The following is a 12,456-nucleotide window of genomic DNA, read 5'->3' on the forward strand; positions in this document are numbered from 1 at the left end:
GGTGAAAGAAAAAAGTAAAAGGTGTGGGGTTTAAACCTCACGCCTTTTTTAATTTAAGGTGCGCTTGCTTTAAAGAACTTCGTTAGTTAATGGTAAGCCTTGGCTTATTTCATTAGCACTTTGCAATGTAGTGCAGGCTATTTCGCTAAGAGCTTCTTGGGTGAAGAAGCCTTGGTGGCCTGTCACTAACACATTTGGAAAACTGATAAGGCGTGAAAAAATATCGTCTTGCATGATTTCTTCACGGTGATCTTTAAAGAATAACTCTGACTCTTGCTCGTATACATCTAGGCCTAGGTGTCCAAGCTTTTTAGACTTAAGTGCTTGAATACATGCTTGGGTATCGAGAAGTGCACCGCGAGAGGTGTTAATCAGCATGACACCGTCTTTCATCTTCTTAAATGCGTTAGCATCAATTAAATGATGGGTGTGCTCGTTGAGCGGGCAGTGCAATGAAATGACATCACTTTGGGTAAGCAATGTGTCTAAATCGCATAGGGTGTAAGGGCCTTCACCAGCCATAGGGTCGCACACGAGCACCTTAGCACCAAAGCCATTTAAGATATTAACCAGTGCTAAACCGATTTTGCCACATCCGATAATCCCAATAGTTTTTTTAAACAGATTAAAACCGAGTAAACCGTTTAAATCAAAGTTGCCTTCACGTACTCGGTTAAAGGCTTTATGGGTTTTTCGGTTGAGCGTTAGCATGAGTGCAATACAATGCTCTGCTACTGCTTCTGGGCTATATGCAGGGACGCGGCAAACCTTGATGTTATGCTCTTTGGCAGCATCAAGGTCAACATTATTAAAGCCTGCACAGCGTAATAAGATTGCTTTTATACCGACAGCCGCCATATCAGCAATGACGTGTTTGTCGACCGTATCGTTTACAAACACGCACACGGCATCAAAACCTTGGCAAAGGGGTGTGGTATTGCTGTTCAAGGATTGCTCAAAATAACTGAGCGAAACAGACTCAGCGTATTCAGTTAGATTCCTTTCAAAAAACGGTTGCTCATACTTTTGCGCACTGAATAAGGCCAGTTTCATCATTTAAATTACTCTCTATCACCATTTTGAGGGTTTCGGGCTTGGTGCGCGGGGCATATCGCGCAACAAGTTGACCCTCTGAGTTTATAAGAAATTTGGTGAAATTCCATTTAATTGCGCGGTTTTGCGCAATTCCACGGGTATGGCACTTTAAATAATTAAATAAAGGGTGAGCGTCAGGCCCGTTGACTAACACCTTGTTAAAAATAGGAAAGCTGACATCAAAGTGTTGCTGATAAAAGGCTTTAAGTTCATTGCCTTCAAGTGGCTCATTATGGCCAAATTGATTACAGGCAAAACCGAGTACGGTAAATCCTTGCTGTTTATATTCTTGATAGAGTTTTTCAAGGCTTGCCATTTGCACTGAAAAATTACATTTGCTGGCAATATTGACAATAAGCGCTGTTTTTCCTTGTAGCGATTCAAGGCTGAAGTTTTCACCAGATGCAAGCTGGGCATTGAAACGATATATACTATCCATGTTTTACCTGTGTGTTTTTAAACGGTTTAAATGAACTTTTTTTCATTCGCTTTTTAGTTATTCGGTTGAGATAATGAAATTGTTACTAATTTATCACTCAAATAGGTCAGTTTTATGTCAATGAAAGTCGCCTTCATCGGATTAGGTGTAATGGGTTACCCAATGGCGGGTCACCTTGCCAACGCAGGTCACAGCGTGACAGTTTACAACCGCACAACGGCTAAAGCGCAAAAGTGGGTTTCTGAGTATCAAGGTGAATACGCTGAAACACCAAGTGAAGCAGCAAAAGGGGCTGATATCGTTTTCATGTGCGTAGGCAATGATGATGATTTACGTTCAGTTGTTTATGGTGAAAATGGTGTGCTGGCAAGCATGCATGAGGGCAGCTATTTAGTTGACCACACTACAACATCAGCTGAAGTGGCACGTGAAGTAGGTGCTCAAGCGAAACTACAAGGTATCGCATTTTTAGATGCGCCGGTTTCTGGCGGTCAAGCTGGGGCAGAAAATGGGGTATTAACCGTGATGGTTGGTGGCGACGAAGCTGATTTTAATGTTGTTCAACCTGTCATGGCTGCTTTTAGTCGTTTTAGCCAATTATTAGGTGAAGTAGGCTCTGGTCAACTTTGTAAAATGGTAAATCAAATTTGTATTGCAGGTGTGGTACAAGGCTTGGCTGAGGGTTTACACTTTGCTAAACAAGCTGGCCTTGATGGTGAAAAAGTAATTGAAACCATCTCTAAAGGTGCAGCAGGCTCATGGCAGATGGAAAACCGCTACAAAACAATGTGGGCTGGCGAATACGAATTTGGTTTTGCTGTTGATTGGATGCGTAAAGATTTAGGCATCGCTTTGGATGAGGCAAAGGCCAACGGCGCAACTTTGCCGATGACGGCAACGGTTGATCAATATTACGCCGATGTACAAGCGTTAGGCGGCGGCCGCTACGACACCTCTAGTTTATTAGCGCGCATCGAAGCGTTACATAAAAAGTAATATCCATAAAAAACGCGACAATGATTGTCGCGTTTTTTATTACATGCTTTGTGCGTAATTGTACAACGCTTTTAATATATGCAGATTTTTCTCGTTATCATCATTTTCATGCGCTAGATTTTCTAAGGTGATCATGAAATCTTGGCCACTGATCGACGGGCTATCTTCACCGTGCATTAACTTATTTTGGCAATACTGGCGCCATTTTGCTAATTCATCTTGGCTTAGTGTGTGTGGCCAGTTTCGAGCGCGGTATCTAAATAGCAAGGTAGCAAACTTTTTATCATCAAAATCTAGCTGCATTGATGCTAATTGCTCAGGGCTTGCATCTCGAATAATAGCAAATTTTGCTTTATCTGAGTGGCTGGTAAAACCATCATAAAGTTGATAATCAGGGTTAGTGGTTTCGCCATAATCACGCTGCTCGTTAAACACTTCGGTGACTTTGTCGCGAAGTTCTGTGTTGGCTTTTAAAATAGCGAGATTTTGTAAGCACTTTTCGCGGTCAATACCTAAACGGGCTGCGTTCTCTGGTAACAAGGTTTTTGCTGGTGCAAGAATAGGACACTTATTTAAATGCACGAGTTTTAAGCCTACCGGTGCTTCGTCTTCGCCAAGGTCACTATGTTTTGTGTAAAGACGCGTGCGTAGCTCTTCAACAGACAAATCTAATAGCACTTGCGGATCTTCAGTTAAATTAAAGCAAATAATGGCGTTTTTATTGACTGGGTGAAAGCTCATTGGTGCAATCCAGCTGGTGCAGCCTTGGCTTGCCGGAATTCGTGATGAAGTGTGTACCAGTGGTGTCATGTTAAATACATCACTAAATCAGCTAGTGCTTTTTTAGAGCGTAAGCTAAAGAAGAACTGATACAACTTAGGTTGTTTTTCTTTTATTAATTTTGCCAACGCTATGGTTGCTGTTACATCACTTAATGCATCATGAGCGGCAGCGTGCTCGATGCCATTGGCAACGGTTAAGTGCTCGAGTTTAAAGCTCGGCGTACCATCTTCTTTAAGCGGCCATTCAATACCTTCTGGGCGTAGTGCATAACAGGCACGCACTAAATCAATAATATCCCAGCGGCTATTATTGTTTTTGTATTCACGCTCGTATGGGTCATAAAAGTTACGATATAAGCTGTAACGTGTGACTTCATCATCAAAACGGATGCTGTTATAGCCCGCAACACAGGTGTTAGGTTGGCTAAATTCAGCATGGATCTTTGCCATAAACTCAGCTTCAACTAAGCCTTTTTGCATCGCAACTTGCGGGGTAATACCCGTTATTAAACACGCTTCAGGGTGGGGCAAGTAATCGGCTGCAGGCTTGCAATACTCAATTAACGGCTCACCAATAATATTCAAATCGAGATCGGTACGAATACCTGCAAATTGACTCGGGCGGTCCTTTTGCGGGCTTGCGCCAAATGTTTCGTAGTCGTGCCAATAAATAGTTGCTTGTTCATTATAGTTCATAAATAACCAGTGTTGTTAATTTCCGCCTAGTAAATACAGTGACTTATATTTTTATTTGTGTTTTTTTGTTTAGTTTCGTAAAGTCTTAAACTTCTTTGTTTAACAAGTTTGGTGTACACTTTTGTGTATATACTAAGTGGTTGTGTACATATATGTCTTTGACAGATTCAAAGTTGAAAAGTTTACTAAATAAAACTAATGATAAAATTACTGTACTTGCTGATCGTGACTCCATGAGTGTAAGAATATCACCTAAGGGAAAGATTGTCTTTCAGTACAGATATAGACACAAAGGAAAACAGAAGCGTTACGATATTGGCACTTATCCTGCCTTATCACTAGCTGAAGCAAGAAAGGTTGTGCCTACTCTTCGAGATATTGCCGCTGATGGATATGATATTAAAGAGTACTATGCAAAAGATAAAATAGATAATTGCAAGCCTACTTTAGATCAATGTATTGAACTCTTCATGGAAAAGTATGTTTCTAGGCTCAGAGCGAGTACTCAGAGTGTTTATCACTATAGTTTCGGTAAACATGCTAAGGGAAAGTTTAAAACGCCTGTAGAGGATATCACGAAGCCTCAATGGTATGCTTTCTTTGATGAAGTAGAAAAGAATTCAACAGGGTATGTAGCTCAAACAATGATTAAGCAATTAAAAACCTGTCTACGGTTCTGCTCTGATCGAGGTTTTATTAATCAGCATACTCTAAATGATTTAGCTACAAAGTCAGTTGGCTATAATTCGCAGGTTAAAGACCGCACCCCTAGTATATCTGAAATACAGCAAATACTTTCTGAACTTGAAAGATCACAATGTTTAGTATCAACTAAAAACACTGTGAAATTTATTATTTATACAGGCGCTAGATGTGGTGAGGTTAGAGAAATGGAATTAGCTGATATTGACTTTAAAAATAACCTTTGGACACTTCCGGCAGAGAAAAGCAAAACTAAAATAAAAATAGTAAGGCCTTTAGCGCCTCAGGCTATTAAAGTATTGAAAGAGCAAGTTGGTTTATTTGGTGAATTCTCCAAATATGTTTTTCCTTCAGCTACATATCAAAATGCCATTAGTTCACAAACGATAAATAAGTTTTGCAGAGCCGTGAGGGCTAGAATGAACTTACAATCATGGACTGTGCACGATTTCAGACGTTCTATATCAACTATTTTAGTTGATGAAGGTGTTCAGCCATATATTACTGAGAAGCTCTTAGGGCACAGTTTAGGCGGCGTATTTTCGATTTATAATAAGAGTAACTTCTTAAATGAGCAACTAGCTGCCTATTGTAAGTGGGAGAGCCTAATCTGCAATAACCAAGATTGCAAACATAAATAACAAGCATCTGAATTTACTTATATGATTAGTTAAATTAGTGGAGTACCTTTTCATTAGGTAGTCCACTAATTTTTAGTGCTATCCTTTTTTTAAGGAAGTTATCAGCAATTAACTTTTATGATCAATTAAGCTTTTTAGTTCCTTCGATTTGCTTGAAATAAGACTATCAAATATTTCGTTTTTAACTTCTTTAGTAATAGTTGGAAACCAAAATTTATAATCAGGCTTATGACCAATTTCTGTGTTGCCATGAAGTAATGTACATAATCCACATTTTTCAATACTTTCCATTATATTCAAGAATAGGCGACGATTAATGTTAAACTCTGTAACCTTCCCAAATAGTATTGGACGTTTTGGATAGGCGAGCATGAAGGTAAATAATCGAATTAAGAAAGGCTTTTTATACTTATAGCATTCATAGTTTTCTTTAACAGAATAAAAATGCTTGTTCAGTAAAGCGATAGCAAAATCGCGAAATTTGGATTCTTGCTCATTAGGCTTAAACCAAGGACTTATGAACTTATTAACCGTAGCTGCAATTATATATTGGCCATTTTCGTTTTGTGGATATTCTTCATATCCGAAAAGCTCTTTATTGTTTCCACTCATGCTTCAGTACCCCCAAATTCAGAGATTTGAGAGTGCATATTTTTGTTTTCCCAATTTTGTAGAACTTCAAGTGACCAGCGAGGACTAAAGTTCTTAGGTGTTACAGGATGTGGAAAACCACCGTTCTTTCTAAGCTTAAAAAAAGTAGTGCGGCTAAAGCTATAACGTTTAAGAATTTTATTTATAGATAGGTATGTTTCAGACATGATCCCTCCTTAATTTTAATTAATAATTAAGTGAGAGATAGAACCATAGGACACCTACAACACAAGAAATCCTATAATAATTTCTATTTTTCTTTATGTCAACTTCCTGTGAATTTTCTTTCAAAGTGGCGCTTTAATTGAAAGCTCAACAAAACAATGGATTGGGCTGGTGTATATGGTAATATATTTGATAAGTTTTTATAAAAGGATTTTAAATTATGTACTTAAAACTACTTACCTTAACAATTTTAGTGTTACTCCTTAATGGCTGTGGTTCTGATAAAAAAAATGTCAAAAACTCAAATACAGCAAAAGCCCACCCTACTAAACATGAAGTCGTGGATACGGTTAAAAACAAAAAAATCACTATCGTAATGAAAGTTGTTATTAATGATAAGCAGATAAGAGATATTAAAAGTTATCGAGGCTTGGGAGAAGCAATCTGTGATACTCATGGTAAAGATGCTAGATTGTGCCAAATTGTGTTTACTAGTGATGAAGCTAAGGATAATTTTTACACACCCAATCCTCAGTATAGCGATGATTTATATGATAATGTTGCAGCAACTTTTTTTAAAAATGGCAAAAAATCTGGTTACACTTACTCATGTTTTTTCGTTAAGGGTTCGGATGCAAGCAACTGTTCTACGAGTGTTGGAAATAACTTAGTCAGAATTGCTGGAGAAGTAAAACCGTTTGATTATAGTTCTGTAAATGAGACTATGTATGGTGGCCGTTCAGTATATACAAATAATCGCTTTGAAATTAAACACCATAGCGCTTTATTTGATAAAATGACAGATGAAGAAATTTCTCCAAATATGTACTCTATGTCCATAGGCTATGAAATAAAAGCAAGCTGCGTAGTAGGCTTGCCACCAGTGATTAAGTTTTCTAATAAGCTTGCCGACAGAGGATTGAAAGGTGAATCTGATAGCAAGGATATACCTGATTACCTTGACTTTGTGACATATCGTTTAGATAAAGCTCCTCCAGCAAAAATTAAGCAAAGTATAAATAGTTATATTGTTACTCAAAAATCTCTTGAATTATATGAAGTTATTCTATCTCCAATTGAATCAAGTGAATTCATTAGTAAGATTAAGAATGGTAATCAGTTGATTATTGGTAAAGACGCTCAAAAAAAGGTTGAACTCAGTGGGATTACTGAAACTTGGTCTAAACTGAAAACCTTATGCAAAGTGCCTTAAGTCCGAGCTTTTTTTTATACGCGACTAAACTTTCTGGGGGTAGTTATTGTGCCATACATAGTGTGGCATGTTTCCCTTAACCTGTGATAATGCTAATTTATGAATTTTGAATATTGAGAATAGTTGCCCTACTCACATTGTATTGCTTTGATAATTCCATTTTACTTACACCCCTTTTAAGTTTTACCTTAATTTTTTGTTTATCTTCAGGTGTTAGTTTAGGCTTTCTACCGCCAAAATTACCACTTGCAATTTTACCTTCAGTGGTACGACTTACAATAAAATTTCGTTCCATCTCTGCAAACATAGCTAGTAATTGTACCATAGCTTTGCTCATTGGGTCGCTGTGACTGGTATCTATATTTTGATCAATAGCAATTAAGTTAACACCTTTTGCGCTGAGAAGCTCAATAGTACTAAGGACTTGGCTAAGTGAGCGGCCAAACCTATCTATCTTAGTAACGACTACAGTATCGCCTGTCCTAACATAATCTATCAGTTCATTTAAGGCTTGTTTATTAGCTTCAGCTTTTGCTGAGTGCTTACTGTTGAATATTTTTTCACATCCGTAGTGAGCTAACTTATTTAGTTGATCAGTTAAGTCTTGGCTGACGGTTGATACTCTTGCAAAACCAATTAGTGACATATGATATACCTAGTGTTGAAAACTTATGAGATACTAACGGTGTGATTTTGGGGTGTCAACAACTCATGATTTATAGTTTCTGACATGTTAAGTTTTTAGTACTTAATTTCTGACAGTGCGTTGTCCACTAGCTAAGACAAATACAAAATTTCAATTACCTCTAAATGTAAAATTATTGAGATTGACTATGACTAGCGTTGCTTTATTGACAGTGGCAATATTGATCTCAAAGATTGAGTTATACTAGGTATAGAGCAGAAGTCGATTTTATTAATGTGAATTGTAACTAATTTAAACTTTATAAAAAAAATTTAAAAATCCCAAATTTTGATTTTAACTTTGTATTATTACAAACCTAGCCAGTGTTCTATAAATTTTGAAAAATAAAAATTTGCATTGGGATAATGGGGGGAGAGTGGGTCATAATACAAGGTACACCCCATTAGAAAAATAACTCTTTTAGTCAATTCTACTAGTAATGTATTTATAGTGGAATTTGAATGTTATTTGTATGACATGTCACATTTGAATTTTTTTTTGTTCCTATCTAGACGTTTTCTAATAGTATTTTCCTTTTCTCCTGTCTTTTTACTTATATCAGCTACACTGTAGCCTTCTTTGCTCATGGGAAGTGCTATATCATGAAACCAATCTTCACTTTTTATTTTTTGCTTTGCTTCTAAAGATCTTATCCTTCCAGCTAAATCCTTATTTTGTTTTTTTAAGTGATCGACCTCTTCAAGTTTTAAGGCAATTTGAATATTTCTAGATATTCTAGCCAATCCTGTTGACACTGATTCCTCGTGATAGGCTTTTATCCACCACTTTGATAAGAGCTTATGCTTTTTAAGTAATACAAGCGTAGGATGTGCGAGTTGAGATTCAAGGATATCTTTAAAAAATATTGATTTACGTTTATATGCTTTTTCAACGTGGTGTTGTGAAAGAGAATATTCCTCTCTTACTTTACGGTAGGCTTCCTTTGTAGTGTATTTGTTTAGAACGGTGTTTATCAATGAGTACATTTCGTCATATGTAAAGTAAGAAGTATCATCTGGCTCCTTATTCTCATTGAAAAGAGGTTTGTACTCAGCTTCTATTATTGCAATAGCTTTTGCTATGTCTTGCTCCTTCCTAGCATATAAGGATTTATTTGATAACTTTTTTTTCTTTACTTCCAACATACTTCCTTCAACTTCCGCTTAAACATAACTGTGTACACATATGTGTGCATAAAAATAAAATGTGCTATGAGAACCATTGTTTAATGTAGGGGCTCGTAGTCGTGCCAATAAATTGTTGGTTGCTGTTGTTCTGGATATGCCATGCATTAAACCTTGCTAAGCGTAGGGCCGCTTTGACTTATTTTTTGAATTAACAGAATTATGGCATAGAGCCTTGCTAGTTTATAGATCTAAACGGTTTGATGCTGTTCAGCGTACGTTTTGCATACGTGGATAGTATAAAAAATGGCCTAACGGTTTAATTTTATGCTTATATAGGGGCTAGTCGTTAGTTTTTACCCAATTTGTATTTTAGTGGCTCGGTATTTGCTAACGAAAACTATCTTTAACAATGAAGGAACAAAAAAATGACTTTATCAGCTTTATTACTATCTACTTTAGCATTCGACGCAGCACCAGTTTCAAGCTTTGATACAACAAAACTTCAAGGTACTGGTGGGATTGTTATTATTCGCGAAAAGAAAAAAGAAGAACAACAACTTAACGGTACAGGCGGAATTGTAATTGTAAGAGAGAAAAAGAAAGAAAATTAAAAATCAAAGGCCAATTTGGCTGGTTTTTTTCTTAATTACATCTTACCCTTATAGCTTCGTGTAAGGGTAAGAAATGTTTGAATCTATTCAAAATTTATATAGAGAGTTAATGGTTGCTACAGAAAATCATCAAGTGATTTCAATGCAAGCAATTATTGCAGCTATGTATGTTTTAGCTTTTGCTATATCGTTGTTCCGAGCTATCGGAAATAGAGAACTATTTAGTGATTTTTTATCAATTGCGACAGTTGTCACAAAATATGCATTAACATCATTATTGATGGAATATGTATTAATCTTTATTGCCGAAAATCAAAGTATTGGAAATACGCAAAATATTTATCTTGTAGCTTGTCTGATAAACTTAGTCAGTATTTACATTCTTTATCTATTACATACAAAATTCAGCTATAAATTTGGCTTGCTATTCTTTTGTGTTATTAAGCTAACAGTTGGCCTTTCTATAGCTCACTTTATTCTTTGGTTTAAGTTTGTTGTGTTAGACATACAAACTGAACACGCCTACATACACTACATGTATAGCTTTATTGTACTCTACATTAGTATTGTGCTTGCTGTTGTGATGTTGTTTCCTGGTCTTTTGAAAACCAAATTAAAACTATTACTTAGTCCAAGCTGGCCGTTCGGAACAAAAACTTAACATTAATTATTAGATGAATTTCAGTCTCATACTAGCATTTATAATGCTTTTTCCTGATGTATTGCGGACCAAGTTTGGGTGTATAGTAACATTTAGTTTACCGAGGGATCGTAATGCTTGAACTAATTTACATAGCCATTGCCGTTTTAGCCATCTTGCTGATTGCAAGTACGTGGTTGATTGCGCGAAAAAATATCTTTGAAGATCAAATCAGGTCTAAGTCTGTTGAGGTGGTTTGGTGCACGTTACAAGCCGAACATGAAACAGATATCAGCAAAGCAATTAAACTATTTAATAAAGCTGAACAATTGAAGGGCGAAATTGCAACCTTAATGGGCAATTCACCACACGCCGCACATTTTAAATTAGCAGAACCTGCCGGGCTTGATAGCGATAAAATAAAGGAGTTATCGCTTGGGGAGCTGCAGCGATACTACGATAAGCAAAACAACATATCTGACATTTACGAGAAAATGTACAAAGGTAAGAATTAGTAGAAAGCCAGGTTATTTAACCTGGCTTTGTATTTTGAGCTCTTTTGCTATTTGTTTTAGCTGAATATCTGCAAGTTGACTAAGTGCTTCTTGTGTTTGATTCTCACCTTTAATTAACCCCGCCATTGATAGCTTTTTTATACTCTTAATAATACCGTTACTGACTGCTTGTAATACGGGACCATCAAGTACAGCTGTGGTTTGGTTACTACCATTAAGTAGTGAATCAAAACTAACCTCAGAAGCTTTAGCTAGTTTATCAATTAACTCATAAGGCACAGTTGCAAGCTCAATACTTTGCTCACAAAAGCCAAGTTGTAATGATAAATGTTGCTCTAATTCTAAATTATTTTGCACCTGACAAAGCGTACATAAGCGCATAAAAATATCACTTACATGCTGTTGCTCGGTGCTGAGCGTTTGATTGAACATAGCATGTCCTTGCACTGCTTTTTTATTTATATTAAACGACTTTTTAAAAAATCTCATGCATAAAGTGATAGTTAGCGAATTTTTTAACTCATATACAATGCTATTTGATGATACAAGCCAATTCCTAGTAATACATTGAAAGGAAAGGTTATGCCTAAAGAACATAACATGGCTAAGCCTATGTCAGCATCAGGAATAGCTGCTTTTATAGCGGCTGGAGCTGCAATATAAGAGGCACTTGCAACTAGGCTTGCTAATATCACTACCGATCCCAGCTCGAGTTGCAGGGCAGTACCAACACAGACGCCGATAGCACCTAATAGATTTGGAGTTATAACAGCGAATAACGCTAAACGCCAATGATGCCATGGAATAGGGCGCAGTGTTTGTGCGGCCATTAAACCCATTTCTAGTAAGAATAATGCTAATACAACTTTAAAGCTGCTGGTAAGAAGGCTAGTTACTTGGCTACCTTGCTGCGTGCCGTACATCATGCCAATAATCACACCACCCACAAGCAAGATCACACTTTTGTTAGTCAGTGTTTCATGCCACAGCGCTTTGAGTGATAGGTTTTGCCCAGAGCTATTTCCTAGACGGCGGTATAGTAACAAACCCACGATGATGGCAGGTAATTCAAGCATTACTAAATAAAGCGTGACTTCAGCACCTACATTAAGTGAATTCGATTCGGCATACGCTAAAGCAACAGCAAATGTGCCTGCGCTAACAGAGCCATAATGCGCGGCTATACTTGCGCTATTTGCGACAGAGAGGTTAAGCAGCTTGTTTAAAACCGGATACAGCATTAATGGTATCAAGCCGCCAAGCAGTAACACAGCGCCCATTTCGGGTAGAAGTTGCCAATGCAAATTGCCATGCAGCACCATGCCGCCTTTTAAGCCAATGGTGAGCATTAGCAATAGGCTAAGGGTTTCATAGGTTGCTTGCGGAATTTTAAGATCAGAGCGAAGTAATCCGGCTGTGAGCCCTAAAACAAAAAACATTACAACAATATCAGGCACTTTGTTCTCCTCTTGGTTAAAAGCGCCGCTATTCTAGATAA

14 protein-coding genes and 1 pseudogene are annotated in these 12,456 nt (G+C 37.2%); 6 read left to right on the plus strand and 9 right to left on the minus strand.

Annotated features, from left to right (window positions below; translation table 11 throughout):
* Positions 1-69: 69 nt before the first annotated feature.
* The gene (locus tag C2M33_RS06190; RefSeq protein ID WP_105174003.1) at positions 70-1,053 is read right to left on the minus strand and encodes a 2-hydroxyacid dehydrogenase; all 984 of its coding nucleotides are present in this window, start codon (positions 1,051-1,053) and stop codon (positions 70-72) included.
* Positions 1,019-1,534 carry a glutathione peroxidase gene (locus C2M33_RS06195; protein ID WP_063705772.1) on the minus strand — a complete coding sequence of 172 codons (516 nt, stop codon included), beginning with the start codon at positions 1,532-1,534 and terminating at the stop codon, positions 1,019-1,021. The genes C2M33_RS06190 and C2M33_RS06195 overlap by 35 nt, the downstream gene beginning before the upstream one ends.
* Positions 1,535-1,648: 114 nt before the next feature.
* Between C2M33_RS06195 and C2M33_RS06200 the strand changes: the two genes are divergently transcribed.
* A complete protein-coding gene (locus C2M33_RS06200) occupies positions 1,649-2,530 on the plus strand; it encodes an NAD(P)-dependent oxidoreductase (protein ID WP_105174004.1) in 882 nt (293 codons plus the stop codon).
* A 39-nt stretch (positions 2,531-2,569) separates the two neighbouring features.
* Here C2M33_RS06200 and sbcB read toward each other — a convergent pair.
* Positions 2,570-4,008, minus strand: a pseudogene (gene sbcB / locus C2M33_RS06205) (exodeoxyribonuclease I).
* Positions 4,009-4,160: 152 nt separating this feature from the next.
* Here sbcB and C2M33_RS06210 point away from each other — a divergent pair.
* Entirely contained in the window at positions 4,161-5,351 is a 1,191-nt protein-coding gene (locus C2M33_RS06210; protein WP_105174005.1) for a tyrosine-type recombinase/integrase, read from the plus strand.
* Positions 5,352-5,459: 108 nt separating this feature from the next.
* Here the strand turns inward: C2M33_RS06210 and C2M33_RS06215 are convergent, their stop codons facing one another.
* Positions 5,460-5,963, minus strand: a complete 504-nt coding sequence (locus tag C2M33_RS06215; protein ID WP_105174006.1) for a hypothetical protein — start codon at positions 5,961-5,963, stop codon at positions 5,460-5,462.
* Entirely contained in the window at positions 5,960-6,169 is a 210-nt protein-coding gene (locus C2M33_RS06220; RefSeq protein WP_105174007.1) for a helix-turn-helix transcriptional regulator, read from the minus strand. Before C2M33_RS06220 ends, C2M33_RS06215 begins: the two co-directional genes overlap by 4 nt.
* A gap of 218 nt (positions 6,170-6,387) precedes the next feature.
* On the opposite strand from C2M33_RS06220, the gene C2M33_RS06225 reads away from it, so the two are divergent.
* Positions 6,388-7,380: a hypothetical protein gene (locus tag C2M33_RS06225; protein WP_105174008.1), complete on the plus strand. Its 993-nt coding sequence runs from the start codon at positions 6,388-6,390 to the stop codon at positions 7,378-7,380.
* Between the two features lie 97 nt (positions 7,381-7,477).
* Here the strand turns inward: C2M33_RS06225 and C2M33_RS06230 are convergent, their stop codons facing one another.
* Together C2M33_RS06230 and C2M33_RS06235 are read right to left on the minus strand one after the other, a co-directional pair.
* Positions 7,478-8,026, minus strand: coding sequence for a recombinase family protein (locus tag C2M33_RS06230; protein ID WP_105174009.1), 549 nt, complete (start codon positions 8,024-8,026; stop codon positions 7,478-7,480).
* A gap of 503 nt (positions 8,027-8,529) precedes the next feature.
* Positions 8,530-9,207 (minus strand): hypothetical protein, encoded by a 678-nt coding sequence (locus C2M33_RS06235; protein ID WP_158685565.1) that lies wholly within the window; start codon positions 9,205-9,207, stop codon positions 8,530-8,532.
* Positions 9,208-9,617: 410 nt separating this feature from the next.
* On the opposite strand from C2M33_RS06235, the gene C2M33_RS06240 reads away from it, so the two are divergent.
* From C2M33_RS06240 to C2M33_RS06250, 3 genes are all read left to right on the plus strand, one after another.
* The gene (locus C2M33_RS06240; protein ID WP_105174011.1) at positions 9,618-9,803 is read left to right on the plus strand and encodes a hypothetical protein; all 186 of its coding nucleotides are present in this window, start codon (positions 9,618-9,620) and stop codon (positions 9,801-9,803) included.
* A gap of 73 nt (positions 9,804-9,876) precedes the next feature.
* Positions 9,877-10,464: a hypothetical protein gene (locus C2M33_RS06245; RefSeq protein ID WP_105174012.1), complete on the plus strand. Its 588-nt coding sequence runs from the start codon at positions 9,877-9,879 to the stop codon at positions 10,462-10,464.
* A gap of 113 nt (positions 10,465-10,577) precedes the next feature.
* Positions 10,578-10,958 (plus strand): hypothetical protein, encoded by a 381-nt coding sequence (locus tag C2M33_RS06250; protein ID WP_063705764.1) that lies wholly within the window; start codon positions 10,578-10,580, stop codon positions 10,956-10,958.
* A 12-nt stretch (positions 10,959-10,970) separates the two neighbouring features.
* On the opposite strand, the gene C2M33_RS06255 is transcribed toward C2M33_RS06250, so the two are convergent.
* Both C2M33_RS06255 and C2M33_RS06260 read right to left on the minus strand, forming a co-directional pair.
* Positions 10,971-11,390, minus strand: a complete 420-nt coding sequence (locus C2M33_RS06255; protein ID WP_105174013.1) for a hypothetical protein — start codon at positions 11,388-11,390, stop codon at positions 10,971-10,973.
* Positions 11,391-11,473: 83 nt separating this feature from the next.
* Positions 11,474-12,415, minus strand: a complete 942-nt coding sequence (locus C2M33_RS06260) for a sodium-dependent bicarbonate transport family permease (protein WP_105174014.1) — start codon at positions 12,413-12,415, stop codon at positions 11,474-11,476.
* Positions 12,416-12,456 lie beyond the last annotated feature (41 nt).

Source organism: Pseudoalteromonas sp. T1lg122 (genome assembly GCF_002964825.1).
Lineage (GTDB): Bacteria > Pseudomonadota > Gammaproteobacteria > Enterobacterales > Alteromonadaceae > Pseudoalteromonas > Pseudoalteromonas gelatinilytica.

Bases quoted from the DNA above. Each gene is read 5' to 3' on its own strand.
- C2M33_RS06190 (WP_105174003.1), bottom strand. From the start codon at position 1,053: ATGAAACTGGCCTTATTCAGTGCGCAAAAGTATGAGCAACCGTTTTTT.
- C2M33_RS06195 (WP_063705772.1), bottom strand. From the start codon at position 1,534: ATGGATAGTATATATCGTTTCAATGCCCAGCTTGCATCTGGTGAAAAC.
- C2M33_RS06200 (WP_105174004.1), top strand. From the start codon at position 1,649: ATGTCAATGAAAGTCGCCTTCATCGGATTAGGTGTAATGGGTTACCCA.
- C2M33_RS06210 (WP_105174005.1), top strand. From the start codon at position 4,161: ATGTCTTTGACAGATTCAAAGTTGAAAAGTTTACTAAATAAAACTAAT.
- C2M33_RS06215 (WP_105174006.1), bottom strand. From the start codon at position 5,963: ATGAGTGGAAACAATAAAGAGCTTTTCGGATATGAAGAATATCCACAA.
- C2M33_RS06220 (WP_105174007.1), bottom strand. From the start codon at position 6,169: ATGTCTGAAACATACCTATCTATAAATAAAATTCTTAAACGTTATAGC.
- C2M33_RS06225 (WP_105174008.1), top strand. From the start codon at position 6,388: ATGTACTTAAAACTACTTACCTTAACAATTTTAGTGTTACTCCTTAAT.
- C2M33_RS06230 (WP_105174009.1), bottom strand. From the start codon at position 8,026: ATGTCACTAATTGGTTTTGCAAGAGTATCAACCGTCAGCCAAGACTTA.
- C2M33_RS06240 (WP_105174011.1), top strand. From the start codon at position 9,618: ATGACTTTATCAGCTTTATTACTATCTACTTTAGCATTCGACGCAGCA.
- C2M33_RS06245 (WP_105174012.1), top strand. From the start codon at position 9,877: ATGTTTGAATCTATTCAAAATTTATATAGAGAGTTAATGGTTGCTACA.
- C2M33_RS06250 (WP_063705764.1), top strand. From the start codon at position 10,578: ATGCTTGAACTAATTTACATAGCCATTGCCGTTTTAGCCATCTTGCTG.
- C2M33_RS06255 (WP_105174013.1), bottom strand. From the start codon at position 11,390: ATGTTCAATCAAACGCTCAGCACCGAGCAACAGCATGTAAGTGATATT.